Annotated in this window: 40 protein-coding genes; 39 read left to right on the forward strand and 1 reads right to left on the reverse strand. The window is 54.7% G+C overall.

The genetic code is table 11. The features are described from left to right. The first annotated feature begins 6 nt into the window (after positions 1 to 6). Entirely contained in the window at positions 7 to 249 is a 243-nt protein-coding gene (locus tag ACAM29_RS02465) for a hypothetical protein (RefSeq protein WP_369623090.1), read from the forward strand. Positions 250 to 325: 76 nt separating this feature from the next. Next, a complete protein-coding gene (locus tag ACAM29_RS02470; RefSeq protein ID WP_369623091.1) occupies positions 326 to 637 on the forward strand; it encodes a hypothetical protein in 312 nt (103 codons plus the stop codon). Here ACAM29_RS02470 and ACAM29_RS02475 read toward each other — a convergent pair. Then, positions 634 to 972: a hypothetical protein gene (locus ACAM29_RS02475; protein ID WP_369623092.1), complete on the reverse strand. Its 339-nt coding sequence runs from the start codon at positions 970 to 972 to the stop codon at positions 634 to 636. The two genes, ACAM29_RS02470 and ACAM29_RS02475, sit on opposite strands and share 4 nt — an antisense overlap. An 83-nt stretch (positions 973 to 1,055) precedes the next feature. Between ACAM29_RS02475 and ACAM29_RS02480 the strand changes: the two genes are divergently transcribed. The 37 genes from ACAM29_RS02480 to ACAM29_RS02660 all read left to right on the forward strand — a co-directional run bounded on the left by ACAM29_RS02480 (position 1,056) and on the right by ACAM29_RS02660 (position 25,540). Next, on the forward strand, positions 1,056 to 1,535 hold the full coding sequence (locus ACAM29_RS02480) for a hypothetical protein (protein WP_369623093.1): 480 nt from the start codon (positions 1,056 to 1,058) through the stop codon (positions 1,533 to 1,535). Between the two features lie 609 nt (positions 1,536 to 2,144). Then, positions 2,145 to 2,843: a KilA-N domain-containing protein gene (locus ACAM29_RS02485; RefSeq protein WP_369623094.1), complete on the forward strand. Its 699-nt coding sequence runs from the start codon at positions 2,145 to 2,147 to the stop codon at positions 2,841 to 2,843. A gap of 5 nt (positions 2,844 to 2,848) precedes the next feature. Then, complete coding sequence (locus ACAM29_RS02490) at positions 2,849 to 3,400, forward strand: hypothetical protein (protein ID WP_369623095.1); 552 nt, start codon at positions 2,849 to 2,851, stop codon at positions 3,398 to 3,400. Then, complete coding sequence (locus ACAM29_RS02495; protein WP_369623096.1) at positions 3,400 to 3,717, forward strand: DnaT-like ssDNA-binding domain-containing protein; 318 nt, start codon at positions 3,400 to 3,402, stop codon at positions 3,715 to 3,717. Before ACAM29_RS02490 ends, ACAM29_RS02495 begins: the two co-directional genes overlap by 1 nt. A gap of 5 nt (positions 3,718 to 3,722) precedes the next feature. Further along, positions 3,723 to 4,496 (forward strand): adenylosuccinate synthase, encoded by a 774-nt coding sequence (locus tag ACAM29_RS02500; protein ID WP_369623097.1) that lies wholly within the window; start codon positions 3,723 to 3,725, stop codon positions 4,494 to 4,496. Further along, complete coding sequence (locus tag ACAM29_RS02505) at positions 4,480 to 4,710, forward strand: hypothetical protein (protein ID WP_369623098.1); 231 nt, start codon at positions 4,480 to 4,482, stop codon at positions 4,708 to 4,710. Before ACAM29_RS02500 ends, ACAM29_RS02505 begins: the two co-directional genes overlap by 17 nt. Beyond that, positions 4,697 to 4,882 carry a hypothetical protein gene (locus ACAM29_RS02510; RefSeq protein WP_369623099.1) on the forward strand — a complete coding sequence of 62 codons (186 nt, stop codon included), beginning with the start codon at positions 4,697 to 4,699 and terminating at the stop codon, positions 4,880 to 4,882. The genes ACAM29_RS02505 and ACAM29_RS02510 overlap by 14 nt, the downstream gene beginning before the upstream one ends. Next, on the forward strand, positions 4,879 to 5,400 hold the full coding sequence (locus tag ACAM29_RS02515; protein WP_369623100.1) for a hypothetical protein: 522 nt from the start codon (positions 4,879 to 4,881) through the stop codon (positions 5,398 to 5,400). Before ACAM29_RS02510 ends, ACAM29_RS02515 begins: the two co-directional genes overlap by 4 nt. Beyond that, positions 5,393 to 5,671: a hypothetical protein gene (locus tag ACAM29_RS02520; protein ID WP_369623101.1), complete on the forward strand. Its 279-nt coding sequence runs from the start codon at positions 5,393 to 5,395 to the stop codon at positions 5,669 to 5,671. The genes ACAM29_RS02515 and ACAM29_RS02520 overlap by 8 nt, the downstream gene beginning before the upstream one ends. Before the next feature lie 15 nt (positions 5,672 to 5,686). Further along, positions 5,687 to 6,475, forward strand: a complete 789-nt coding sequence (locus ACAM29_RS02525; protein ID WP_369623102.1) for a hypothetical protein — start codon at positions 5,687 to 5,689, stop codon at positions 6,473 to 6,475. 115 nt (positions 6,476 to 6,590) lie between these two features. Further along, the gene (locus tag ACAM29_RS02530) at positions 6,591 to 7,067 is read left to right on the forward strand and encodes a hypothetical protein (RefSeq protein WP_369623103.1); all 477 of its coding nucleotides are present in this window, start codon (positions 6,591 to 6,593) and stop codon (positions 7,065 to 7,067) included. Between the two features lie 48 nt (positions 7,068 to 7,115). Further along, on the forward strand, positions 7,116 to 7,982 hold the full coding sequence (locus ACAM29_RS02535; RefSeq protein ID WP_369623104.1) for a hypothetical protein: 867 nt from the start codon (positions 7,116 to 7,118) through the stop codon (positions 7,980 to 7,982). A gap of 634 nt (positions 7,983 to 8,616) precedes the next feature. Continuing rightward, positions 8,617 to 8,829, forward strand: coding sequence for a hypothetical protein (locus ACAM29_RS02540; protein ID WP_369623105.1), 213 nt, complete (start codon positions 8,617 to 8,619; stop codon positions 8,827 to 8,829). A gap of 194 nt (positions 8,830 to 9,023) precedes the next feature. Beyond that, positions 9,024 to 9,260, forward strand: coding sequence for a hypothetical protein (locus ACAM29_RS02545; protein WP_369625114.1), 237 nt, complete (start codon positions 9,024 to 9,026; stop codon positions 9,258 to 9,260). After that, positions 9,242 to 9,718, forward strand: coding sequence for a lysozyme (locus ACAM29_RS02550; protein WP_369623106.1), 477 nt, complete (start codon positions 9,242 to 9,244; stop codon positions 9,716 to 9,718). The genes ACAM29_RS02545 and ACAM29_RS02550 overlap by 19 nt, the downstream gene beginning before the upstream one ends. After that, positions 9,715 to 10,083 (forward strand): hypothetical protein, encoded by a 369-nt coding sequence (locus tag ACAM29_RS02555; protein WP_369623107.1) that lies wholly within the window; start codon positions 9,715 to 9,717, stop codon positions 10,081 to 10,083. The genes ACAM29_RS02550 and ACAM29_RS02555 overlap by 4 nt, the downstream gene beginning before the upstream one ends. 231 nt (positions 10,084 to 10,314) lie before the next feature. After that, positions 10,315 to 10,668, forward strand: coding sequence for an HNH endonuclease (locus ACAM29_RS02560; protein WP_369623108.1), 354 nt, complete (start codon positions 10,315 to 10,317; stop codon positions 10,666 to 10,668). A gap of 105 nt (positions 10,669 to 10,773) precedes the next feature. Continuing rightward, positions 10,774 to 11,256, forward strand: coding sequence for a phage terminase small subunit P27 family (locus tag ACAM29_RS02565; RefSeq protein WP_369623109.1), 483 nt, complete (start codon positions 10,774 to 10,776; stop codon positions 11,254 to 11,256). 9 nt (positions 11,257 to 11,265) lie between these two features. Beyond that, positions 11,266 to 12,969 carry a terminase large subunit gene (locus ACAM29_RS02570; RefSeq protein WP_369623110.1) on the forward strand — a complete coding sequence of 568 codons (1,704 nt, stop codon included), beginning with the start codon at positions 11,266 to 11,268 and terminating at the stop codon, positions 12,967 to 12,969. Next, a complete protein-coding gene (locus tag ACAM29_RS02575; protein ID WP_369623111.1) occupies positions 12,963 to 13,154 on the forward strand; it encodes a hypothetical protein in 192 nt (63 codons plus the stop codon). Before ACAM29_RS02570 ends, ACAM29_RS02575 begins: the two co-directional genes overlap by 7 nt. Further along, the gene (locus tag ACAM29_RS02580) at positions 13,154 to 14,425 is read left to right on the forward strand and encodes a phage portal protein (RefSeq protein ID WP_369623112.1); all 1,272 of its coding nucleotides are present in this window, start codon (positions 13,154 to 13,156) and stop codon (positions 14,423 to 14,425) included. The genes ACAM29_RS02575 and ACAM29_RS02580 overlap by 1 nt, the downstream gene beginning before the upstream one ends. After that, complete coding sequence (locus tag ACAM29_RS02585) at positions 14,413 to 15,357, forward strand: S49 family peptidase (RefSeq protein WP_369623113.1); 945 nt, start codon at positions 14,413 to 14,415, stop codon at positions 15,355 to 15,357. Before ACAM29_RS02580 ends, ACAM29_RS02585 begins: the two co-directional genes overlap by 13 nt. A gap of 75 nt (positions 15,358 to 15,432) precedes the next feature. Continuing rightward, the gene (locus ACAM29_RS02590) at positions 15,433 to 16,719 is read left to right on the forward strand and encodes a phage major capsid protein (protein ID WP_369623114.1); all 1,287 of its coding nucleotides are present in this window, start codon (positions 15,433 to 15,435) and stop codon (positions 16,717 to 16,719) included. Between the two features lie 69 nt (positions 16,720 to 16,788). Beyond that, positions 16,789 to 16,977, forward strand: a complete 189-nt coding sequence (locus tag ACAM29_RS02595) for a hypothetical protein (protein ID WP_369623115.1) — start codon at positions 16,789 to 16,791, stop codon at positions 16,975 to 16,977. Positions 16,978 to 16,990: 13 nt separating this feature from the next. Next, entirely contained in the window at positions 16,991 to 17,371 is a 381-nt protein-coding gene (locus tag ACAM29_RS02600; protein ID WP_369623116.1) for a hypothetical protein, read from the forward strand. 3 nt (positions 17,372 to 17,374) lie between these two features. Beyond that, positions 17,375 to 17,911, forward strand: coding sequence for a head-tail connector protein (locus tag ACAM29_RS02605; RefSeq protein ID WP_369623117.1), 537 nt, complete (start codon positions 17,375 to 17,377; stop codon positions 17,909 to 17,911). After that, positions 17,911 to 18,243, forward strand: coding sequence for a phage head closure protein (locus ACAM29_RS02610; protein WP_369623118.1), 333 nt, complete (start codon positions 17,911 to 17,913; stop codon positions 18,241 to 18,243). The genes ACAM29_RS02605 and ACAM29_RS02610 overlap by 1 nt, the downstream gene beginning before the upstream one ends. Before the next feature lie 122 nt (positions 18,244 to 18,365). Then, on the forward strand, positions 18,366 to 18,872 hold the full coding sequence (locus ACAM29_RS02615) for a BRO family protein (protein ID WP_369623119.1): 507 nt from the start codon (positions 18,366 to 18,368) through the stop codon (positions 18,870 to 18,872). 111 nt (positions 18,873 to 18,983) lie between these two features. Continuing rightward, positions 18,984 to 19,871: an exonuclease domain-containing protein gene (locus ACAM29_RS02620; protein ID WP_369623120.1), complete on the forward strand. Its 888-nt coding sequence runs from the start codon at positions 18,984 to 18,986 to the stop codon at positions 19,869 to 19,871. A 133-nt stretch (positions 19,872 to 20,004) separates the two neighbouring features. Further along, complete coding sequence (locus ACAM29_RS02625) at positions 20,005 to 20,163, forward strand: hypothetical protein (RefSeq protein WP_369623121.1); 159 nt, start codon at positions 20,005 to 20,007, stop codon at positions 20,161 to 20,163. 67 nt (positions 20,164 to 20,230) lie between these two features. Next, the gene (locus ACAM29_RS02630) at positions 20,231 to 21,613 is read left to right on the forward strand and encodes a Bro-N domain-containing protein (protein ID WP_369623122.1); all 1,383 of its coding nucleotides are present in this window, start codon (positions 20,231 to 20,233) and stop codon (positions 21,611 to 21,613) included. Positions 21,614 to 21,719: 106 nt separating this feature from the next. Next, the gene (locus ACAM29_RS02635) at positions 21,720 to 22,280 is read left to right on the forward strand and encodes an HK97-gp10 family putative phage morphogenesis protein (RefSeq protein WP_369623123.1); all 561 of its coding nucleotides are present in this window, start codon (positions 21,720 to 21,722) and stop codon (positions 22,278 to 22,280) included. After that, positions 22,277 to 22,627, forward strand: a complete 351-nt coding sequence (locus ACAM29_RS02640; protein WP_369623124.1) for a DUF3168 domain-containing protein — start codon at positions 22,277 to 22,279, stop codon at positions 22,625 to 22,627. Before ACAM29_RS02635 ends, ACAM29_RS02640 begins: the two co-directional genes overlap by 4 nt. 23 nt (positions 22,628 to 22,650) lie before the next feature. Beyond that, positions 22,651 to 23,079: a phage tail tube protein gene (locus tag ACAM29_RS02645; RefSeq protein WP_354412379.1), complete on the forward strand. Its 429-nt coding sequence runs from the start codon at positions 22,651 to 22,653 to the stop codon at positions 23,077 to 23,079. 24 nt (positions 23,080 to 23,103) lie between these two features. After that, the gene (locus tag ACAM29_RS02650) at positions 23,104 to 23,460 is read left to right on the forward strand and encodes a hypothetical protein (RefSeq protein ID WP_369623125.1); all 357 of its coding nucleotides are present in this window, start codon (positions 23,104 to 23,106) and stop codon (positions 23,458 to 23,460) included. Positions 23,461 to 23,474: 14 nt separating this feature from the next. Continuing rightward, positions 23,475 to 23,675: a hypothetical protein gene (locus ACAM29_RS02655; protein ID WP_354412381.1), complete on the forward strand. Its 201-nt coding sequence runs from the start codon at positions 23,475 to 23,477 to the stop codon at positions 23,673 to 23,675. Continuing rightward, a complete protein-coding gene (locus ACAM29_RS02660; protein ID WP_369623126.1) occupies positions 23,675 to 25,540 on the forward strand; it encodes a hypothetical protein in 1,866 nt (621 codons plus the stop codon). The genes ACAM29_RS02655 and ACAM29_RS02660 overlap by 1 nt, the downstream gene beginning before the upstream one ends.

A 25,540-nucleotide genomic window follows, 5' to 3' on the forward strand; every position in this document is an offset into this window, starting at 1 on the left:
GATGACGTGCAAGACACTACTTTTTCCAAATTCATCAAGTCACTGACTGAAGAAGAGCTCACAAGTTATGCACAGCGCTGCGGGACGTCGGCTGTCTATCTGACGGGCCACCTTCGCCCCGGCTACAAAACCCCGAGGAAAGAGTTGATGACTGCACTGGTCATTAACTCAAACGGAGCCCTGACGCGTGATGATGTGCTGGCGCACTTTTATCCTGCATCGGCTTTCAATTCCTCACGTGTTGCCTGACAGGTACCAGCATAACAACTGGTGCCTGTTTTTTTACTGGGTGCTCTACATGTATACGCATACAGGGAATAACGACATGAACACGATTGCCGAGCTCAAAGAAGAAATAGCAGCCGCCAGGAACAACCTGACCATTGTGAAGAGCATCTTGGATGCGGTGGAGAAGACACTTGCCAGCTATGAGCCTGAAGTGACTGTGGCTGCTGAAGCACTCACGGAAGCCCAGATTGATGCGGCGATCAACACAAAGCTGTTCTGGCATGCCTTTGAGATCAAAAAAATGTCGGGGAAATCGCTGGCTGATTGCGTCAATGAGGTAGTGGCAGGGATACGCGAAATGCAGAGCGTGTGTGGCCATCACAGTTCGGAGCGGGGCGGTGATGATTAATCTTTTTCCATTTTCGCTTTTTCGCTGGCAACGGCAGCCCTGTCTTTCAGAAGCAGATGTTTGCGGTCGTAGTAGATGTTCATGAATGCCGTAAGGCCGGGGATCACTGCGAGAGTAACTATTCGCGCAGTATCCCAGCCGGAATGAATTGTGGTGAGGCCTTTGTAGGTGAAGAAAATGAGCGCGAATAAAGCCCCAACAACCAGCGTGCAGTTCATCCAAGCAGCTGCTCGCCAGAAGCATTTGCTGCGAATCTGTGCTTCTGCCTTGGTGTTTATCCATGTCTGTGGCGGGTTCATGACGCCGGCCCACCACTTGGCCAGTTTCCTCTTCATTTCTCTGGGGGCTACTCAGTTGCTGCTTTTGTGGCTGGTACTGGCGATCGAGTTTAACAGCGTTTCCAACAAACAGGTGATTCATGACTCACGACCAACGCATCTTTGAACTGCTCGAAACGATCAACAAAGCACCGGGGCTGACGGCTGGACAGCTGCTGGCGCGTTGCACATATGTGACAGCCAAGACCTTTCCGTCAGCGATCAAGGACATGCATGTTCGTGGACTGATCGTGACCACCGGTCTGAAAGATAAAACCGAGTACCACCTGACCGATTCAGGCCGCGCATCGCTTGAATGTGGCGAGCTTCCGGCGCCCACGGCAGCCCAGCAGGACGCTGAACAGGAGACCCCTGCCGAGCCGGAAGCTGCCACCGGAGCTGTTGAGTCCACAGTGGAAGGGTTCGCAGATGTACCGGTATTCGGTGCTGCTGAGGTGGTGCTGGATGAGCAGGTATATGACCCGCCTCTGCAAGTGTACGACACCGACAAGACCGCGCTTGAAGAAGCGCTGGCGCAGCTGAAAGAACTGACAGCCGAAATCGACCGCCGACCAATCTGATTGATCTGATCATGTTTAACCGCCGTGGCGCTGCCATGGTGCGCAGTGCTGCGCCGGTAGCGGCTGCGCTGATGGAATCGAGTGCCAACGCACTTGAGCGGGCCTACTGCCAGCAGTGATGGCACCCAGCGGCGGGGAATTGCGCCGACCGGTATCAGCTGTGAGTGACCGGGCATGGAATAACCGCAGCAGCAGAGCGATGGCAACACTCCTTTGGGCCTCACGGCACGCCAGGCGCTCTCCTGAAAGTACAGGGTGATACAGCTGCAGTGGGGCAGCGCCCTGGATGAGTACGGTCGCGGACAGCTCGGAAAGACGGGCACACGAATGCTCTAGTTGTGGGCGCGTTGTACCGCTGGCAGATCGGCGCCCCAGACAATCTGCAAGCCCGGGTTTTGCGAACCTCTTAAACCGGTGTCCCTCTCGCCGGTGGCGACAGAGAGAGGGAACTGATCTGCGCCTTCAGCCGCTGGGTTTTTATCCTGGCCCGCAGGCATGGAAGAGGGTGCAGTTCAGTGGGTGGCAGTTTTGGCACTTACCAGACAAAAGAAAACCCCGACGCTGATATGGCTGGGCAGCCGCGACGGGGTTAACTCAAAACGAGGGTTGATGATGCAACAAATCATGAAGATTGACAACCTGAAGATTCGTACAGATGAGGAAGGCCGATTCTGCCTGAATGATCTGCATAAGGCTGCGGGTAATGAGAAGCGCCACGCGCCCAGTTACTGGCTGAACAACCAGCAAACCAAAGAATTGATTGATGAACTGGAAACTACCGGAATTCCGGTAGTAACGGCTGGGGGGCGAAAGGGCGGTACATATGTCTGCAAAGAGCTGGTGTATGCCTATGCCATGTGGATCAGTGCAGCGTTTCACCTGAAGGTAATTCGCGCCTATGACGCACTAATCAACAACCAGGTTGAACTGGCACAACAACAGGTGCAGCGCGAACGTGCCCGGCTGGAGTCGCGTTACCTGAACGACGCTGTGAAGTTCAATCGCCTGGATGCCGGGCAGCCGGTCAAGCACTACCATTTTTCTAACGAATACGACCTGATCAACCGCATTGCACTGGGCTCTACGGCTAAGCAGTTCCGTGCTCGTCACGGTCTGGCCGCCAATGAAGCGATCAGGGATCACCTGTCACCTATTGAGATGCAGTGCATCACCCACCTGCAGAACATCGATACCGGACTGATTGAGGCCGGTATGACTTTTGAGCAGCGCAAGAAGCGGCTTTCCCGAATTTATATGCAGCGATACGCAGCCCGCCTGTGCGCTGAAGTTGAGCGGCTGGAGGCCTGATCGGGATGCAGTACACCCTATCCATCAACCAAACCAAAGCGCTTGAGTGGGGCCTGAACGCCCAGCAGGCGCTGCTGTTCTCGTTTGTGTACGAGTGCCCCAGCTGGTGCAAGGCTGTCACCAAGGACGACACCGTATTCTATGCGCTCAGCAAGCAGAAGATCATTGATGAGCTGCCCCTGCTGACCGACAAGATCGACACAGCATACCGCCTGCTGAAGCAGCTGGCAGCCAAGGGCATGATCGAGTTGTCGCATACCAGCAGCATCACGCTGGTGCGTCTGACCGATGTCGGCAAGACCTGGAATCACGACCATAAAGGGTCGGAAAAATATCCGAGCAATGGTCGGAAAATTCTCCGACAAATCAAGATACCAGTAATCCTGTTGATGACGCTGGCGCGTCCAGCAGCACGCACACGGTCGATTGTGCTGATCACGAACACACCGATGCGACCGACACTCATGTCGGTACCATCCCGGCAACCGAGCCTGAAGATCCGTTCCTGTCCAACCTGTTTACCGCAGAACCTGACGAAACCCTGCCGGTTGGGTTGATGCCGCAGGGCGCCACCCGTGAAAAGTTCGCCATGCACTTCGAGTGGTTGCCCAGCGAGTGGTTCGCGGAGCGCTGTCGCACCAGCGGTGTGAACCTGACCCGCCTTGAGCCTGAGCAGCAGGAATCGATCCTGGGTGAATTCCGCAGCTACTGGGAGGCGCGAGGCGATACCGCTACGCAGGCGCAGTGGGAACACAAACTCCTGAACCAGCTTCGGCGTGTAGCAGCTGTCGGCCATACCCCTGCGGCCACCCAGCAGCAGAAACGCGCCGTGGTATCCGCATCAATCATGAACATTGACGACACGGACTGGTGACCGGCATGAGTGAACTAACACACGACAGCCTTAGCTATCTCGCCAGTAAATGGCTCAAGCGCAGTTATAGCGCAAATGGCCCCGGTTGCCATATCGGTTTGGTCGAGGTTGGTGGGTTGTTTGGCGGTGAGCGAGCGGATGCCTGGGGTTACCGCTGGGGCCATGGTGGCGGCTCAGTATTAGTTGAGGTGAAAGTAAGTCGTTCGGACTTCCTTGCGGATGCAAAGAAGCCTCACCGGAACGGTGATGTTTTGGGCATGGGCACATATCGCTACTACCTGTGCCCGGAGGGTGTAATCCAGCCGGATGAACTACCGGACGGCTGGGGGCTGCTTTGGGTGAACAAGCGCGGCCACGTAAAGCCAAAAGCTGGACACGTTCTACTGCTAAAGAGCTGGAAGACCAAGAATGAGTTGGAGCCATGGCAGCATCAAGTGAACGTGAAGGGCGAAATGGAATTGATGGCGCACCTGCTCGCACGGCTTGGCGATCCGCAGGAGCTGAACCAGAAGTACCGCACCATGCAGTCAGAAGTTAACAGGTTGTCTTGCCGAGTCAATGAGCTGATTAAGGGTAGGGATCACCGGGCCAAGAGAAGGCACGAACGGGCGCTGGCGGATCAGGCAGAACACACACGCCAGCTGATCATGGAGTTCGCCAACGCAATTGGTCAGGCCTGCGAGCAGATCGAGCGCGGGTATCCGCACTGTGCAGCCAATCGTCTTCGCCAGCTGCACGCCGAAATCATGAAGGAGAGTCGCAATGACGGTCATCACTGATGGGCTTATCACTGAGTCGGACAGGGTCACGCTGATAACAGCCACTCTGGAGTGCACCAACCCGGTCACCATCCGGTGCATGACCGAGCTGGCGCTGAAGCTGGGTGTAAGCCGTGAACTGCTGGTGCAGGCGGCTGATGGTGTAGATGAGTGCGCTCTGGAAGAGACAGGTCCGGCAATTGAGGTGCGAGGGTATCTGAGTGAGTGCGGTTGAGAACGTGGTTCACGGCATCGATGTAGTGGCGCTGGTGAAGTACCTGCGAGCGTTTGAGACACACCAAAGCCGCAAACAGGCATTTATGTGGGAGACAAAGCGACTGTCGCCCATGAGCCGATCGGAGGTTGAAAAGGCCATGCGGGAAGAGTGGGAGCGGACAAACAAATGACTGAGGTGGTAATCGGGATTGATCCGGATCTGGAGAAGAGTGGCGTTGGTGTGGCGGTTGATGGCCGGCTGTCAGACCTGCATTCGATGGATCTGTTTGACCTGTTCCTGTTAATTGATGAGCAGCATGCCATGGGCGCGACGTTCGTGGTTGAGGATGTGGAGTCGATGAAGCCGACATTCCCCCGGACGCTGAAGGCGGGCAATCGCCAGGCGCAGATCTCGAAGATCAGCCAGAACGTGGGGCAGGTGAAGGCGATTGCCCGGGTGGTGCGCAAGTATCTGGATCGAGTGGGTGCTGATTATTTGATGGTTAAGCCGCTCACCGGCGCCGAGCGGTACCGTGATGCGGCTGGTCGAGAGCGGCTGTTCTACTTCAAAACGGGTGGATCCATTAAGGGCATCAAGGAGGATGCCGAGCTGTTCAACCAGGTGACCGGCTGGACAGGCAAGAGCAATGAGGACAAGCGCGATGCCGCCATGTTGGCGCTGTATGGGTTGAGGAGGCACCTTGCGTAAACCGAAGCTGAAAACCCGGCCCCTGCAGATCGAAATGCCTACTGGGGAGCGGTGCAAAGCCTGTTTTGGCTCAGGGGCCATTCGTGGCGCGGTATATGAGTACACCTGTGGCGAGTGTGGAGGACTGGGCCTCGTGACTATAGATCAGGACTACTTTTCAGATCTGCAGGATGCGCTGGCCAGCAAGTGTATTGCGCAGGCGCGTGAAATCCGGGAGCTGCGCGAAAGCCTGAGGCTGGGCACTCAGCGCGTTGGCAGCAAGATCGACTGATTGAAGGGGATGGGCATGGCGATCGACAAGGAAATGCGCAAACGGATCGACAACCTGTTGTCGGTGTACCTGAACCACCTGGAGCAGCACCAAGCAGGTTGGCACTCGGAAAACGATCTGCAGCGACTTGCTGACTATAAGGGCGATCTACCCCCGTCGTCCGAATTTGATCGGTCCAATGCGTTCATGATCGGTGCGCTTGGTATGACCCGGGAGCAGCATGCGCAGTTGGTCAAAATCCAGTACCTGCTGGGTAAGCCGTCCCCGTGCGGTGATTGCAGCCATGAGGGGGATGGGCAAGTGGGGCTGTTTGCGACAAATCTGAATAACACTATGTCTGCTGCTGGCATTGCTGAACAAGAACGTGCGAGCTGGATACGAAGCAATTGGCCAGCTTCATCAGATGAGGTTGGCCAGCCGGAATACAAAACCTGCCGTGACTGGTTGGCTGGGAACGTATTGCCGTCCGAAAGTGAGCTGAAGCAACTATCCGATGCGCTGAGTGTGAAGTCAGCAAGCCTGATGGGTCAGGTGGTGAAACAGGGTTGCGCCAGCTGTTCAGGGCTGGGTGTGCGGTTGGTTAAAGGGATCCTCAAGAATGAGTACGCCATGGTGCTGCTGGCTGAACGGTATTGGGCGCAGGAGTCGGCGCAAGTGGTGTGTAGGCGCTTGGGGTTGGGAGATCGGCAGTATGTGCAGCGACTTATGAGGGCAAGGGAAGCGCTGGCGCAGGAGATCGAAACCATTGATCGCATTCGGCAGATGATTATTCAGGCAGAAGGTATGAGAGAGGTGAGGGCGTGATTTTAAAACTGTCAAAAACTCAAGAAAACTTCGCCTCAATGCTTGCAATAGTTCATTTGAGGAACTATTATTAATTCAACGGTAAGGGGAACAGCAAGCAATCAGGAGCAACATCATGGAACTCTACCACGGCGGAAACATCAGCAAAGTTGAAGATAAAGGCCTCTTCCGCGGTATCTTTGCCAGCGCATGTGAAGAAACAGCCGGCTCCCACGGTGACCTGCACACTGTAGAGCTGAATGATGACCAGATCCTGACTGACTACTCCCTCAATTACGAACTGGATCATGATGAAGTAAAAGCAGCCTTCGAAGCTGTATGCGCAGAAGAAAGCGTCGATGCCGAATCAGATCTGATCTGGGAAGCGGTTATCGAAGAAGCTGATGTTTTCGACATGGACGAAGACGAAGTGCTGGAAGCCTTCGAAATGGCTATGATCGGCGAAGACGCAAGCATCGGCATGGCCAGCTGGGTAGCACAGCGCATGCGTGGTCAGGTAGCTCGCAAGCTGGGTTACCTGGCAGTTGAAATGGATGATGAACACGGCACCTCTTACCTCGTGCTGCCGGGTGTAGAGTTCGCTGCAGCATGAACAATGAGGCTTTGAAGATTGTTTCGCTGATGGGTTGGAAGGACTGATATGAAGAGGTACGAATGGACTGAAGAGGCTATTGCTCTACTCGGCACCATGCCAGATCGAAAATTAGCTGAAAAGCTTGGGGTGTCACTTGCAGTAGTCAGAGGCAGGCGCATCAAAGAAGGCATTGCGCGATCAGGCAGCAAGAAACGGCATAAATGGACTAAAGAAGAATTAGCACTGCTTGGGACTGATACTGACCAGCGGATAGCTGACAGGTTGGGGCTTGACCGTATTCAGGTTATGAACAAGCGGATATACGAGGAAATCCAAGCATTTACTCCCAGGCCAGAACCAAAAGATACTGCGCTGAAGTATAAGGATCTACTAGGAACTGATACGGACAAAAAAATTGGCAAGAAAATTGGATGTAGCACGGCAAGAGTTACACAGCTTCGCAAGGAACTGGGGATCGCTGCTTATAGTAAAAGCTCAGAAGTTGTGTGGGGCAATAGCGATGATGCTCTGCTTGGGACAATGTCAGACAGGAAAGTCGCCGGAGTTCTTGGTCTATCAGCATCTAGGGTCATGCAACGCAGGCACAAGCTAGGAATAGACCCGTATAGAAAAAGCCCGACACCGCATAAACCTAGGCAGTCAAAATTAGCTGAGTTCCCTGTATGGGAAAGGGTTATCGATATAGACCAGCCTCAATTCTTTGAGGTTATTTCAGAGGCCTACATGGCTCGATTCGGGAAAAGGCTGACATATGGAGAGCTTTCAAAACTGACATACTGGAGTGTTAGTCGACTACAGAAGTGGTTCACATCTGGTACCGCGCAGCAGCCGTTGCAGCTACAGGTAAGGCATCATATTTATCTTGCAATCAAGTTATTCGTGAGCGGACTTAATGGTCCGCAATCAGCATGAACAGAGAAGGCCAGAAAGTTGGCACATTAACTGTCATCACGGACAAAGGCGATGCGCAGATTGTATGTAAATGCGACTGCGGGCGAGAAGGGTTCTATCCTCGCCAGATATTCAAACCTTCGTATAAGGGTCCAAAATCATGTCCCTGGTGCCTTGGAAATCCATGCGAGGAATGCGGGGAAATAATCCCATACAAAGGTAGGCAGCGGGCAGCAACATGTTCCGATACCTGCCGGGATAAACGAAAAGCCCGAAGGGAAAAGGAACGGTATCAAAAGGTCAAATACACGCATCATTTCAGACAGGTCAGGGCAGAGTATCTGGCTCGCCTGGAACAGCGGAAAGCAGAAGATCCAGTATTTGCGGAGAAGTTGCGACGCAGCCATTTGGTAAGTGTCAGGCGCTGGAGAAAAGCTATAAATGCCGACCCTGCTAAGCGGAAAGTGTATCTTGAAGCACATCGCCGGCGTGAAAGAAAACGCTTGGCCCGAATCAAGCAAAATCCAGCGCGCTACAGTGCACTACTGGAGCGCATGCGGAACAGATATAGATCGCTCTCAGAAAAAGAATACGAAAAATGCTACGGTCGAAAGCGCACCGGCCGACGCCGTTCAAGGTACGATAAGGCTCAATCATGACCCCCACCGAATACAAACAAGCCCAGCACGATCTGGGCTTCTACGGCCGCGGTAAACTTGCAGGCTGGTTGGACGAACTGGGCATCAGCGAGTCGGCACATAAGAAGTACTCCAGCGGCCATTTACCAGTACAACCCACCGTTGCACGTCTAGTCACCGCCCTGCTGCGCATTCAGGAGCTTGAAGGCCTATTGAAGAATGCAGAGTAGTTGGTAGTGTAAATTTATACAGTGAATGCTTGCATTTGTGATAATAGAGAACTAGAGTTTTAGTCATGCTGGTCGTAGTGACCGCAAACGAATCCAGGGCCTCGCAATCGCGGGGCTTTTTTGTGTCTGTACTGCAGCGAAAATCCACACCGCTGCAGCTTGGCTGTGGCGCCCCAAAAGGACCGCAGCACCCCATGAGTAACGAGTCTCTACTCCATGACATTGGTGTCGAAGCCAGCAAGGCTGCTCCGCCAATCGCCGTGACGAGCGCCCACTACCTCTTGGGCCTATCACTCAGTGACTGGGTGGCCATCATCACCCTGATTTACCTGGCGCTTCAGATAGGCCTCCTTGTTCCCAAATACCGGCTCCAGTTTGCTCAGTGGCGGCAGAAACGAAGGGAGGCGCGCAAATGCTCAAGAAACGAATAGCTGCAGCTGTACTGACAGCATCCGTCAGCCTTGCAACAGCGATGATCACGCTGTTTGAAGGTGTGGAGCATGAGGCATACGTTGATCCGGTTGGCGTGGTGACCATTTGTTATGGCCATACGGCAACAGCAAAGCTGGGACAGGTCAAAACCGAAAATGAGTGCCAGGAGTTGCTGCGCCAAGATCTGGCAGTCGCAATGAACGCTGTTGAGAGACACACCACAGCAGATCTGACGATTGAACAGCGTGCTGCACTGGCCAGCTTCGTATTCAACTTCGGTGAGACAAAGTACCGAACTTCGACCTTGCTGAAAAAACTGAACGCAGGTGACAAGGAAGGTGCTTGTGCTGAAATGTCCCGGTGGGTGAATGGCAAGGTTAATGGTCAGTGGCAGGCATTGCCAGGTTTGGTGACGCGCCGTGAGGTTGAGCGGTCGCTGTGTGAGGTTGGACTGTGAGCCGCTGGCTTGTGCTGGCCGTGCTGCTGATTGGTCTATCTGGAGCTCTTGCCTGGTCGCTGATCACTATTGGCGAGCTAAAAGCAGAGGCCCGACAGTCAGAGAAGGCGATCATTCACCTGAACCAGACAATCAAAGAAGAGCGCGCACGCTATGAGCAAGCTGACCGCATGCTGGCAGAAACAGCCCGTCAACGCGCTGATGCAACTCGCAGGGCTGGCGAGCTGGCTGATCAGCTGCGCGCTCTGGCTGGCACAGACCCCTGTGTTGATACTCGCATTGGCCCTGATGCTGCTGAGCGGGTGCGCCAGTACCGAACCAGCCCCCCAGTATCTGTATCGGGCAGTTCCACGGGTGTGGACTGACACGATTTCCGAGCCTTCCCTTGACGGCACGTATGGCGCGTATATGGCGCGTTGCGAGTTGTTCATCAAGCAGTGCAATGCTGACCGGGAAAGCGTCAGGCGATGGTCTGATGAGGCTGAGGCGGCAGATGACGGGGCCCCTGGCACCCCCTGAGTACCGCGGGGCAGGCGCAACTGCGTGGTTATCGAGAATTTCTCACAATCCTATGCATCACCACCACTGGAGCCGCAATGCCGAGCAAGCCACCACGCCCCTGCAGAGCACCTGCCTGTGGCAACAAAACAACGGCCAGTCATGGCTACTGTGAAGAACATGAGCATCTGCATAAGCCTTGGGCAACGCGTAAAGGATCGGGCCGAGGTGGTCGGCCATGGCGACGTAAGCGCGATGCAGTAATGCGACGTGACAAAGGGCTCTGCCAGCCCTGCCTGAAGAACAACCGAGTGACCCCGGCAGCACAGGTTGACCATATCATCCCGAAGGCTGAAGGCGGCACGGATGCAGACAGCAATCTTCAGGCGATCTGCAAGGCGTGCCACGACGTGAAGACGCAGACTGAGGCGAAGCGAGCGCAGCAGGGGTAGGGGGGATCAAATCTCTACAACCTTGCTGCTCGGACACCGCCGCCCAAGTCAAATTTTTACAGCCGCGAAATTGAAAATTAAATCCGGCGAGAACGGTTCTCATCTATGACACGCGGACGCAAGGCCAAGCCAACCACTCTCAAGGTCCTTCAGGGCAACGCCGGCAAGCGAAAGCTGAACGATGCCGAGCCTACCGCGGATGCCCTTCAAGAAGTACCTGCTGCTCCGGTCTGGTTGTCCGGTCGCAGTATGGAAGCGTGGGATCATCTGGCCACCTGGCTGGTTGGTTCAAAGATCCTAACCGCCACAGACCTGCACAACCTTGAGGCCTTCTGTTCTGCATACGGCCGCTGGCGTGATGCCGAAGAGCTCTATGCCAAAGAGGGCGCAGTGGTTACAGGTGCAACTGGCGGCCCAGTTAAGAACCCAGCCGCCACGGTAATCAATGAGTCCCTGAAGCAGATGGCCATGTTCGGATCCGCGCTCGGGCTCGACCCGGCCAGCAGGGTGCGTCTCGCTGTACCTGGCGGGGGGGATGACAGAAACCCATTCGCCGAACTGCTCGGCAAGAAGCGGGGCGGGAAGTGATGAGACTCCATGGCCAGTTACCCGAACGTCAATGCCGCGAACAAGTATGCGCGGGACATCGTTGCTGGCCGAATTGCTGCATGCAAGGAGGTGCGGCAGGCGTGTAAGCGCCACCTCGATGACCTGAAGGCATCGAAGAAGCGCAGTTATCGATTCACCTTCGACAAGGATGAAGCCGAGAAGTCCTGCGTATTCGTTCAGCTGCTGCCCCATACAAAAGGCCAGTGGGCACGCGAACGCAAGCTGATCGAGCTGGAGCCCTGGCAGACGTTCATCTTCTGCTGTGTGTTTGGATGGGTGAAGAAGAAAGACGGCCTGCGCCGTTTCTCTGAGGCCTACTGCGAGATCCCGCGAAAGAACGGCAAGTCAGTCATTGCTGCCGGCGTGGGCATCTACATGCTGTGCGCCGATGGCGAATACGGTGCCGAGGTCTATTGTGGCGCGACCACAGAGAAACAGGCTTGGGAGGTTTTCCGCCCGGCCAAGCTCATGCTCGAAAAAACACCGGCGCTGAAAAACGCTGCCGGCATCGAGATCATGGCCAAGAACATCAGCATGCCTGCTGATGGCAGTCGGTTTGAGCCGCTGATTGGCAACCCCGGCGACGGTAGCTCACCCAGCTGCGCTCTGGTCGATGAGTATCACGAACACGACAGCCCTGATCTCTACGAGACGATGATGACAGGGATGGGTTCTCGTGAGCAGGGCCTGATGTTCATCATCACGACAGCCGGCTTCAACCTCGCCGGTCCCTGCTACGACAAGCGCCGACAGGCCCAGCAGATGCTGGCTGGTGTCATGCCGAACGATGAGCTGTTCGCCATCATCTACACCATCGATGCAGAGGATGACTGGCAAGATCCGGCCACCCTGCGAAAGGCCAACCCGAACTTCGGCGTATCGGTCAGCGAAGAGTTCCTGCTCAAGCAGCAGCGCGACGCAATCCGGTATCCAAGCCGGACCAATGCGTTTCTGACCAAGCACCTGAATGTATGGGTATCGGCCCGCACCGCCTGGCTCAATATGGCCGACTGGCATGCCTGCGGTCACCCTGAACTCACGCTGGATCAGTTCATTGGCCGTGAGTGCTGGTTGGGTGTTGACCTTGCGAGCAAGACTGACATTGCCAGCATCGCGCTGCTGTTCAGAGACAAAGACGAAAACGGCCGCGACCGGTGGATTGTGTTCACCCGCAACTACCTGCCGGAAGGCGCAATCGAGCGAGCAGGCAACAACCGGGCTGCTTACGAAGCCTGGCAAAACGCCGGCCACTTGGTCGTCACCGACGGTGAAGAGATCGACTTCGACCAGATCCGCGAAGAGATCCGCGATCTGGCTGCCCTGTTCCAGATTAACGAAATCGCCTACGACCCATGGCGCGCCACCCAGCTGGCCCACCAGTTGATGAAGGACGGCGCCGAGATCGTTGAATACCGCAACACCGTCCAGAACATGAGCCCGCCCATGCGTGAGATGGAAGCGGCGATAACCGGTAAGCGCTTCATTCACTCCGATGATCCTGTGCTCACCTGGATGGCCAGCAACGTCACCGCCAAGTCGGACGCTAAAGACAACATCTACCCACGCAAAGAGCGCAAAGAAAACAAGATCGACGGCATCATCGCGATCTTGATGGCGCTGGGTAGAGCCATGAACGCTGATCACGAAGCGCCAAAAGAATCCATTTACGACACAAGCGAGGTCGCATGCTGACAGCTCTCATTTTCATTCTGGGCCTGATTGGTGCCGGCCTGTGCGCCTTCGGTGCCTGGCTGGTTTTCCCGCCGGCGGGCTTCATCGTGGCCGGGGTTCTGCTGCTGGCGACCTCGTTCATGTACGCCCGTGCACAGGCATATGCCCAGTTCATCCGGACGCACACCGATAAGGCTGAAGACTGATGTTTTTCCCCGGACTCTTTGCCAGCACCCGCGCAGATGGAATCTCGGCCGCACCGGCCCAGAACTTCACCCAGTGGGTAAGTTCTATAGGTGGACGCCAGACATCAGCGGGCACTATGGTCAACACCAAAACGGCTCTTGCGGTGAGTGCGGTGCGTGCCTGCGTCACACTGCTGGCCGAGTCGCTGGCGCAACTGCCCTGTGAGCTTTACCGCCGTGACGAAAACGGCGGCCGCACCCGGGCAACCGATCACCCAGTGTATGACCTGATCCACTCAGCCCCCAACCGCAAAGACACCTCGTTCGAATACTACGAACAGGCACAGGGCTGTCTGGGGCTGGAGGGCAACCACTATGCACTGATCGAGCGTGATGGCGCTGGCTACCCAATTGAACTGATCCCGGTACACCCGAAGAAGGTACAGGTGCTCAAGGGTACGGATGGCATGCCGTACTACCGCCTGACTGACCTGGGCGAGACACTGCCCATGCACATGGTTCACCACATCAAGTACTTCAGCCTTGATGGTTATGTGGGCCTGTCACCGATCGATACCAATGCAGACGCTATTGGGTTGGCACTGGCTACCGAGCAACATGCCGGGGCTGTTTTCCAGCGTGGTGCCACCATGTCAGGCGTCATCGAAAGACCTCAAGGCTCGACACCTATTGCAGATCAGGCCGCCATCGACCGTCTGCTGAGCAAGTTCGCCGAGCGCCATGCTGGCCTGCGGAACATGTTCTCAGTCGCGTTGCTGCAGGAAGGCATGACCTACCGGCAGCTGGCCATGGACAACGAAAAAGCCCAACTGCTGGAGTCCCGCAACTTCGGCGTCAACGAAGTGTGCCGGCTGTACAAGATCCCGCCGCACATGATTCAGCAGCTCGACAAAGCCACGTTCAGCAACATCGAACACATGGGCCTGCAGTTCGTCATCTACACCTTGTTGGCCTGGGTGAAGCGACACGAAGCCGCCATGATGCGCGACTTGCTGCTGCCGGCTGAGCGCAAAAACCACTACATCGAATTCAACGTCAGCGGACTGCTACGCGGTGATCAGAAGTCTCGCTACGAGGCCTATGCCATCGGGCGCAACTGGGGATGGCTGTCGGTTAACGATATCCGTCGTCTCGAAAATATGCCGCCGATCCCGGGCGGTGATCGTTACCTGACACCTCTCAACATGGTTGACTCAGCGCAAATGCAGCAGTCATTCGAAGCCACACCCGAACAGATGAAAGACATCGAGGAGATCCTATGTCGCACTTGATCAATTACCCGCATATCGCCTCGATGGTGTTCAACACCCCGCTGTATGCTGACCCCACTCTGGTGCGTGCGATCAAGGCAGTGCTCGAGCCTCGCCTGTTGGGTCGAATGGAAAGCGCGCCGACCAGTCTTGGTTTGGCACAAAGTCAGCCGGCGGTCGAGGCCAACAGCAACCAGGAAGACCGCTATGCCAAAAGCCTGCAGGTATTCGGCAAGCTGGCAGTCATCTCAGTGCATGGTGTGCTGGTGCCGCGCCGTGGCGTTATCACCGCATCCTGTGAAGAGCTGATCAGCTACGAATACCTGCGCGGCCAGATCACCGCAGCCCTACGCCATGAACTGGTAGAAGAGATCGTTCTCGACTTCCACACCGGTGGCGGCTCCGCCATGGGCTGTAAGGAAATGGCCGACTTCATCCGAGCCAGCACCCAGATCAAACCGATCACCGCCATTATCAACTTCGCGGCGTACTCGGCCGGGTACTTCCTGGCCGCCGCCTGCAGCAAGATCATCTGCAGCCCGACCGGTGGTGTCGGTTCCGTGGGCGTGATCATTGAGACATTCGAGGTCAGCAAATGGGAAGAAGAGGTGGGTATCAAATACAACACCTTCTACCGCGGCGGCCACAAGAACGACTGCTCACCGCACGAACCCATTACGGATCAAGCCGTGGCCGAAATCGATAAACGCCTCGACAAAGCCTATGCCATCTTCACCGGCTCGGTTGCCGAATACCGGGGCTTGGATGTGCAGGCCGTCATTGAAACAGAAGCCCGGCTGTTTGACCCAGAAGAGGCCCTTCAGCTCAGACTGATCGATGAGATTGCCCCGGCACAAGACGCCATTAACGCAATCGCGCAACGATACAAATCAACCCCTACGCGCAGCATTCGGGCACAGGCCCGCGCGTACGACACAGCTTGCAAGATCTAGCCACGCGGCGGATCTGCACCAAACAGGCGGCCATATGGTCGCCTTTTTTATAACCAGCAATGACAGGTGACACCTATGACCCTTATCGAACTCCGCCGCAAACGCGCTGAAATCAACGCATCTATCCAGGTGCTGGCGCAGGCTGAACAAGAAAACGGAGAGCTGACGGCAGAGCAGCTGCAACAGTTCGAACAGCTGACCACCGAGTTTGATCAGCTGAGTGCCCAAATCACCCGCCTCGAAACCGCTGAAAAAGCGCAGGCGGCAGTAGCTCAACCGGTCGGTTCATTCAACACCGGTAATGCTCCAGCCGTTCACAGCAAGGCAGAACTGAAGCAATACCAGGGCGCCAAGATGGCACGACTGGCCATGTCAGTAGCGGCAGCCAAAGGCGACATGGAAGATGCCGCCAAATTTGCACGCACTGAAATCGGTGATGCGGATGTGGCCATGGCAATCGAAACCAGTGCCGGCAGCGGCGGTGCACTCATTCCGCAGAACATCCATGAAGAAGTGATCGAGCTGCTGCGTGCGCGCACCGTGGTACGCCGCCTGGGTGCACGTCCGGTACCGCTGCCGAACGGCAACCTCAGCATGCCGCGCCTCAGCTCCGGTGCCACGTCCGGCTATGTGGGTGAGGGCAGCGACGTACTGGCCACCGAGTCACAGTTTGATGATGTGAAACTGTCGGCCAAAACCATGATCACGCTGGTGCCAATTTCCAACCAGATGATTGGCCGCGCTGGTTACAACGTCGAACAGATCGTCCTGAGCGACATGATCGGTGCCATGTCGGTGCGTGAGGACAAGGCGTTCCTGCGTGATGACGGCACCAGTGATACCCCGGCAGGCTTCAAGAAGGTTGCGACTGACGCAAGCCGCACCGTTGATTGGGCGGGTGCTACAGCCAGCCTGGCCACCATTGATGCGTTTCTGGATTCACTGATCCTCAAGCTCATGGAGAGCGACAGCCTGCTGATTCAGCCGGGCTGGGCACTGAGCCCGCGTTCTTACATGAAGCTGTTTGGTCTGCGTGATAGCAACGGCAACAAGGTGTATCCGGAAATGGCGCAGGGACAGCTGAAAGGCTGGCCGATCCTGCAGAGCACGACCGTTCCGGTCAACCTTGGTACCGGTTCCAACGAAACCGAGATCTACTTTGCCGACTGGAATGACGTTGTGATCGGTGAGCAGGAGAACATGAAGATCGACTTCTCCAAAGAAGCCACCTACAAGGATGCCGGGGGCAACCTCGTATCGGCGTTCGCTCGCAACCAGTCCCTGATCCGTGTGGTTGCCGAGCACGATATCGGCTTCCGTCATCCGGAAGGTCTGGTACTGGGAACCGGCGTCACCTGGTAACCACCCCTGAAGCGGCACGGCTCCGGCCGTGCCTGTTTCACCATCCATTCGAAATACAGGTAAAAAATCATGGCGACTCCAAAAGACGCGACCCAGACAAAAGACGAGCGCGTAACCATCACCTTCACCAAGCCGTTCAACCGCTACTCCCGGGGCGATATTGCAGGCTTTCCTGCTGACCGTGCGAAGCACCTGGTTGAAGGTGTGAAGGTTGCGGTAATGGGCGACAAGCTGCCTCAACCAAAAGCCGCTGAGTAAAACGGCACTCAGTATGAGTAAGCCAGACACCCCAGCGCCCCTCACCCAAGAGCAGGCGCTGGACCTCATTGAAACCCACCAGATCGGCCAGGCTGAAGTCATCGCACTACGCCGTGCCATCTGTGGGTTTGTGGTTGATGCCAACGGCACCGAACACCGGCTGGACGAAACCTGCGAGCACCTGCGTACCGCAGACCAGCGCCCAGGTGCTAGCGACAACTTCATCGATCAGGCCAAACGCCGCATCGGCTCAGCCATGGCGCGCAAGAGAGGCGGCCACTGGTGCGGAGATTGCGGCTGCCCGTTGGCCAATAAAACCACCATAGGTTTTGACCCGATCACGTCACAGCCCGCAATTTACGAACGGGCCCGCTGCCCCCTGAAAAAGTGGTGAATCATGATCACCCTAGAAGACGCAAAAGCGCACCTGCGCGTCCAGCACACAGCAGAAGATGCACTGATCACTGCACTGATTGACTCGGCCTACCGTCACGCAGAAACCCGCACTGGTCGCATCTTCGATACGGCTGCCCGCACGCTGATACTGGACGGCTTCGGCTCAACCGCTGGCGCGATCGAACTGCCCTGGACACCCGTGCAATCCATCGACAGCGTTGAATACGTTGACCCCGATGGCGTCACCCAGACCCTGCAGACACCACCGCTGCGGCTGGAAACGCGTGCGCTGTACCCGTTGCTCATGCCCCAGTGGGACACAGACTGGCCAGCCACCATTGACGAGCCAGAAAGCGTCACCATCACGGCCACCGTGGGCATGACCGAAACACCGGCAGACGTACGCGCCGGACTACTCCTGCTGATAGGCCACCTGTATGAAAACCGCGAATCCGTTGTAATCGGCACCATCAGCAGTGAGCTGCCAATGGGTGTCTCCATGCTACTGGACCCGTACCGAATCATGAGGGTTGGCTGATGCGCTCAGGACGCCTCAATACACCGGTGACATTCGAGCGCAAGGCGGGCGGCAAGGATCAGTACGGCCACCCAACAGACGACTGGCAGCCGGTACCCGGGCTGGTCGATATCTGGGCAAACGTCAAACCGATCACCGGTCGCGAGCGTTGGGCCAGCCAGCACGTCACCAATACCGCCACACTGGCTGTCACCATCCGCTACCGCGACGACATAACCCCCGACATGCGCATTGCCTTCGGCAACATGCGTCTCGAAATCGTGGGTCCACCGATCAACGTGGACAACCGCAACCGCGAGCTGGTGATCACCTGTGAAGAGGACAGCAACTAACGGGAGCTGGCCAAAAACGTTCTATTTATACCCGAACAACACCCCTAGGCTGATCACCGAATGGCAGATTCAGGCTTCGTCTGCTCCGGGGTGTTCCTATTTCAGAAGCTTGGTATTCAGCCATGAAAGACCTGACTTTCCAGAACACTACTTTGACCCTGATGCCGATTGATGGAGAGGTTTGGATAGCCGCGCCGGAGTTGGCTAGGGCGCTTGGGTATGCACGCTCAGACAAAGTGACCCAGATTTACAGCCGCCATAGCGACGAATTTTCCGAGAGCATGAGCATGACCACCAAACTGAGGGTCAAGGGGTTTGGTAATGGAGAGAGTGAAAAGGATGTCAGGATATTCTCCCTGCGCGGCGCTCACCTGATTGCCATGTTTGCTCGCACTTCAGTCGCCAAAGCCTTCCGCCGCTGGGTGCTGGATATCCTGGACGCACTCCACAACGGCGGAGAGTACGTCATGGAGCGCTACCGCAAAGTAAGCGCCGAATACAGTGAGAGTGAGCAGATCGCAAGCCGCTGCGGGAAAGGCCTGAACCATTGGCGTAACGAAAAACCAAGACTGAAATCGCAGCTTGAATACTGGCGGGAACGACAGCAGCTCTGCCTCGAATTGAACTAGGCCTGCGATTGAGCGGTTTTTTGTGCCTGTCAGTTCCACGATTGACTTAATACTCACCTCAGATGTAGGTGTTACACTCGAGCTTCATCATGGATGCATATGGAGTTGAGGATGAAGTTCGTATCGTTGGATGTAGAAACCGCAAATGCCGATATGTCGTCTATCTGCCAGATAGGGATGGCGCGGTTTGAGAATGGGAAAGTAGTCGATAAGTGGGTGTCGCTCATCGACCCTGAAGATTTCTTTGACGACTTCAATGTTGATATTCACGGAATCAGTGAGCGTGCCGTCCGAGGCGCTCCAAAGTTGCCAGCTGTAGTCAGTACCCTCAAGGAATGGATGACAGATAACATAGTGACCTGCCACACACACTTCGACCGTGTTTCAATGCAGCAGGCGTGTAGCAAATACGGCATTAGCTTGCCAGAAATCCACTGGCTGGATACTGCAAGGGTCGCCCGGCGTACATGGGAAGAATGCGCACATTATGGATATGGTCTGGCCGATGTGTGTGATCGGATTGGCTACTCGTTCAAGCACCATGATGCGCTGGAAGATGCCATTGCATCGGGGATGATTCTGCTGGCAGCAGCTGAAAAAACGGGACTTGATCCGGAGCAGTGGTTGAAACGGATTAATCAGCCGATTGATTCCTCTCGGTCGGTAATCGTTAGAGAGGGTGTCCCGGAAGGTGAATACTTTGGTCAGACAGTGGTCTTCACTGGTGAGCTGGAGATTCCCAGGGTGGAAGCTGCCAATTTGGCGGCAAGTGTTGGCTTCAATGTCGGCAAGGGTGTCACCAAGAAAACCAATATCCTCGTGGTTGGCGACCAGGATATCCGCAGGCTGGCGAAGGGGGCGAGTAAAAGCGCAAAGTACCTCAAAGCGGAAACCCTGATTAAGAAGGGCAGCGATCTGCGGATCATTCAGTCCACTGACTTCAAGTACATGGTGAAGAATGCACTTTACTATCAGCGAGTCAGAGTTGAAGGTGAGTGAAATAACTGTACAAAAACACACGCAAATCACTACATATCGTGCCTGTTGGCACATGGGCATAATAGACACGGGTGATAGTAGAAGTCGCTTCAGAAAAGCTGCTAGTATCAGACCTCGTACTCAAGGAGGTGATATGAAATCAGAACCGGATTCAGGGCTAAACAAGAAAGCAAAATTCAGTCTTTTCTGTTTGCTTTTGGGCTTTGTTCTATCGTTCGTGGTGCACTGGTTTATTGGTGCATTGCTGATAGTGCTCAGCATCATTGCGTTGATTGCTTCGCAAATAGAGTGATACACAGCGGCCTTTCAGGCCGCTCGATTTTGCCTTGACTGGTACGGCTTGTAAGGTTATGTTTTGCATGTCGCTGCAAAATCAGCGACCGGGTTTGACAGCCCGAACCAAAGGCGGACACACCGCCAACAGCGCGGTTTTTTTGTGTCTGCAGCATGGCCCTTTTATGAGCGGGCCGTGTGGGAGACCTTCGGGTCTGCCGGTTCTTTGGTCCGGTCTGTCAACCTGCACGGTTCCGCTCACCCAATTGACAGTGGGGAGCGGAAATAGGACCGCAACCAAAGAGGCCACTGCCATGCAATCCACTGCCAAAATTATTCCGTTCGATTTTGAATCCCGTGAAGTCCGCACGCTGCTGATTGATGACCAGCCGTGGTTTATTGCCATGGATGTTGCCAGAGCGCTTGCCTACAGCGATGCACAAGCGATGACCCGAAAGCTGGATGATGACGAAATTCAAAACCGACAAGTTGTCGGTTTTGGGCCGCGAGGTGTTGCACTCATCAACGAATCAGGTCTGTACTCCGCGATCCTCCGAAGCCGCAAAGCCGAAGCCAAGCGTTTCAAAAAGTGGGTGACTGCTGAAGTGTTGCCTGCAATCCGCAAGCACGGCCGTTATGAAGACAACAACAACCAGCTGAACACCCTGATCGGCCAGACCATCGGCACCGACGGTTTCCGCTGCTTGGGTGCAGTACTGGATGGAAAAGTGCGCAGCCTGCCAAAGCCGATCCGCACAAAGGTTAAAAACCACATCTGGTCACAGGTGCACAAAGCCTTCAGCGTAGTATCAGCACAGGATATACCGGCAAACAGTATGGATGCGGCACGCAACTTTATCGCCGCATACGCTATCGAAGGTGAATGGATTGCCGCAGCAAAAGACGACGCGAGGCGGAACGCACTGACCAGTGAACAGCTCGCGGATATACGCCACCTGCTCAATGCCAGTCGCGGTGTTAAGCAATTGTGGGATGGCGGAATAGGTCGCCTGGTTGCCGCAGCCAACTGGAATGTCTATTCGAACACCTATGGCCACATTGAAGCACTGGATGATATAGGCCGGGCACTTTCTAAATCACTAGGTATATCGATATCAACTGACAAGGTATGCAGTACCAGCGTTGTCAGCCGAAACGCAGACAAGCGCCGTGATGAATTGATCGACTATGCAAAGCACTTCAAGAGTAGTTGTACGCTGGTTGAACACGGCTCGTTTGAACCGGTCAGAAAAGGAAAGCTCCACGAAAAAATAGCAGCACAAAAGCACCGGTTGCTGGCGCTGGCGAAATCAGTATCGCCAACTGATCAGGGCTATGATGCCTACCTGCTCTTGGAACTGAAATCTCTGCAGGAGTTGGAATCGCGCAATAAATCTCATTACCTGGTTGGCATGGGGCTGTGGCATATGGCACTTCGCCGTTACATCGAGCCCGTTGTACCAATGTAGTAAGTAATCTGCTGCACCAAACCACCCGAGCCCGCCATTGCGGCCTCGGGCGAAATGCTTTCAAAACCCGCCATCGTGCGGGTTTTTTATTGCCCAAGGATACGTCATGGCGAAAGCGACAAATTACGAAGTTCAAGGTCTGCGCGAATTAGAGCAGGCACTGAAAGACCTGGGTGATCAGGTTGGCGTGAAGGTGTTGCGGTCAGCCCTGCGTGATGCAGGCAAGCCGACACTCGACCGCGCGAAAGCACTAGTGCCGGTGTCAGACTCTGCCCACAAAGGGTACAAGGGCAAGGTGCAGCAGCCGGGCGAACTGAAGAAAGCCCTGAAGATCCGCACGCGACTGAGTCGACGCAATCACTCCGTTTTTGCATTTATCGGCGTTCGGTCCAAAGAAGCATATTACGCCCAGTTTGTTGAATTCGGCACAGCGCCTCACTACGTGACACGGGGTGCCAAAAGATCACGCGGCACCAAATCAGGTGCCAAGCACAGAAGCAAGCCAAGGCGCATGCATCCCGGTGCAAAACCGCACCCGTTTCTTCGCCCAGCCTGGGACCAAACAAAAAACAGCGCATTAAATATTTTCAAATCCAGAATTCAACACCGGCTACAGCTGGCACAAAAACGTGCAGCCCAAAGGGCGGCAAAGGCTAAGTTATCGTGAACGAGCAACAGCTTCATATAGCCCTGAGCACCAGTCCAGACATAATACAGCTGGTAAATTCAGATGATATTTACAACGGATATCTTCCAGAAAGCGCAAAGCTTCCGGCAGTGACTTTTTATTATGTAAGCTCTGATCCCGATAACACATTGCATGACGGTTATACAGGACATGCCTTAAGCCGTTATTCGATCAATGTATGGTCAAAAAGCTACCCACAAATTCAAGAATTACGCGCTGCGGTTAAAGCCGCAATGGCTGGTCATGTATTGCAAAGCGATATACCGCTACATGAACCAGATAATCAGCTTTATCGCTTTGTTCTTGATTACACCCTGTATGACTGATAGCAAACAAGCGAGGTATCGAAATGCCAATCCCAACACTTAACACCCGTATTTATATCCGTGATGCTGCAGGTACAACGGATATTGAAATCAAGGGCCATACTTCCATCTCGGGGCTTGATGGCGAACGTGCAGAAATTGATGAAACAACCCTTCTGGACGAAGCAGAGGTTGTAGCGCTTGGCATCAAACGCTATGGCTCTGTGTCATTGGCCATGTTCCATGAGCCTGATGATCCTGGACAGCAAGAGCTTGAGGCGGTGTATCAGTCAGGTGAGAAGCGGAAGGTGAGCTGGCTTCTGCCTAACGGAACAGCTCGAGTGTTTGATGCTTACGTGAAAAACTTCCCGTTTGAAAACGGTGAAATCGATAACCGCTATAAATCGACTATCAATGTTCGCGTAAGTGGCGATGTCGTCAAGGTTGAAAACTTCACACCGGCAACACCCTAATAATCTGGATAATAAGAGGTTGGTATGGCAAATCTGACGCGTGATGAAATACTGGGGTCAAATGACCGCAAGACAAAAACCGTGCAAGTATCAGAATGGAAAAAGGGCGGTGTTGTAACTGTCATAACATGGAGTGCAAAACAACGGGATCAGTTTGATACCTATGTTTTCAAAAACCGTGAAAAGGATATTAACCTGCGTGCCGTATTTGCGGCAATCAGCATTATTGATCCTGACACGCGGGAGCAGCTATTTACAGTCGATGACATAGAAGCGCTCGAACAAAAGTCAGAGGCTCCGTTAACCCGTGTGTGGGAGGCTGCAGCAAGTCTTAATCCGGTACTGACAACACAGTTTGAGGAGATCGGAAAAAACTCCTGATCCGGCCGCACAGAATGTTTTTATTCCAGCTGGCGGACCGGCACGGAAAAAGCGTCAGGCAGGTAGAGCAGGAATACCCGCCTGACGAAATACTGGAATGGATTGAGTTTCGGCGCATTCAGGAAGATCAGGAATACAGAGACTTGCTGATGCAGTCGATGCGCACCCCTTCAGAGCAGGCTGACTGGATAGAACGGCAGCTGGGAGAGAAGTAATGAGCAAGGCAAATTTGGCCACGCTGGTGGTGACGCTGGGCGCCAATTCTGCCCAGCTGGTTGAGCAGCTCAAAACCACAAAAAACAGCGCCAAAGAGTGGGCTGGCTCCATGAAGAGCATTGCCTCAAAGGCTGGCATTGCTTTTTTTGGGGCTGTTGCTGCCGCTGGTGCAGCTGGTACAGGATTCATCGCGATTGTTGAAAAGCAGGCGGCCCAGCTGGATGCTTTGGCGAAGAAGGCGGATAAGCTTGGATTGGGTGTTGGGGCTTTGCAAAAGCTGGAGTACCAGGCAAGCCTAACTGGCATATCACAGGACACGCTTGGTACCGCCCTGCAGCGCATGACCCGGCGCGTGGCGGAAGCCGCCGACGGAACAGGCGAGGCTAGAAAGGCTATTGCTGAGCTTGGGCTGGATGCAGAAAAGTTGGCAGGCATGTCACCTGATAAACAGTTTTATGCGATAGCTGAAGCGATGAAAGGTATCCCAATACAAGGGGACCGGATCAAGCTTGCCATGAAAATCTTCGATAGCGAAGGGGTCGGTCTGGTAAACACATTTGCCGCCAATCTGGATGAGCTTGGTAAACGGTTTGACAGCCTTGGTGTTTCGTTTTCCTCGCCTGCTCTTGAAGCGGTGCAAGCCTATAACGATGCCAAGACAGATTTGGATACTATTTTCACTGGGCTGCAACAAAAGGTAACGGTTGGAGTCGTGCCTGCAATGGAGGTCCTGGTTAGCAAGACAGTGGAGTTCATCCAAGAAATGGGCGGTGTTGAAAATGTTGCTCAGAGGATGACGACCGGTGCGCTCACTGCGATTCAGAAGATTGTTCAGGGATTTGAGACGCTGATCAACATGATCAACGATGTGAAATTGGCGTTCAACACCATTGTCGGTACTGGTCAGATAATGGGCAGCTACATATCAAAGGGTGTGGCAAAGGCGGCAAGTGTTGCGAAATACACGCCCAATGGCGCGTTTTTGGGTGCGGATGAGTTGGAACGTAAGGCGCTGATGATGGCTGAAGCGTTTGACTCCGCCGCTGATGGTACAGCGGCTGCGCGTGTAAAAATGGTACAGGATGCTGCCGAGCACTCTGCACGGATGAAGGAGCTAATTGGATCAGTTGGAAAGGCAAAGGAAAAAGTCATTGAGGGCTTTAACAAGCAAGAAGGAGGTGGGGAGTCCGAGCAGGTCACACAATGGCGCAACGAGATAGCAGCCCTACAGCAGCAAATTATGAATTCTCCGGGCCAAAATGTTGCGCCTGTTCTGGCTGAGATCAACGCTCTGAAAGACAAAATAGTCCAAGCGAACGACCCCGTAGTTACCTCAACCGATGGCAATACATCGGCAACCGAACAGAACACGCTGGCACTCAATGCCGCTGCGGCGGCAATGGGCGCAAAGCAAGGTTCGGGCAACAGCGCTTGGGATAAAATCTTCGGCACTCCCAAAGATGGTAAAAAACAGGGTGATCAAGTCGACCGGAATTTCTCCCGTGCCGCACAGGAATACCAAAACGCCATCGCAAACGGTGCCACCGGCTCAGCCGAGGCGGCTGCCAAGCGTATGAAAGAAATACTGGAGTCCTACCAGAAAAACCCTTACGGGCACTCGGCGGCAACGGCCGACATAAATGGCAAGTGGGGTTTCAGCACAGGCCGTGCGGATGAATACGATGTAGGCGGAATGCAGGCAGTGATGGAAAAGCTGCTCAAGGGCGAAGCGCCGAACATGGGCAGTATCACTGTAAACGTCAAAAAAGAAGACGGCGGGGAAGTCTCCGGCACCGTCACAGGCGAACAGGCATTCCTGCAGCAGCTCGCGAACATCATGAGCAACGTATCAACAGCGGTATAA

It is taken from the genome of Marinobacterium sp. BA1 (assembly GCF_041155135.1).
Classification (GTDB): Bacteria; Pseudomonadota; Gammaproteobacteria; order Pseudomonadales; family Balneatricaceae; genus Marinobacterium; species Marinobacterium iners.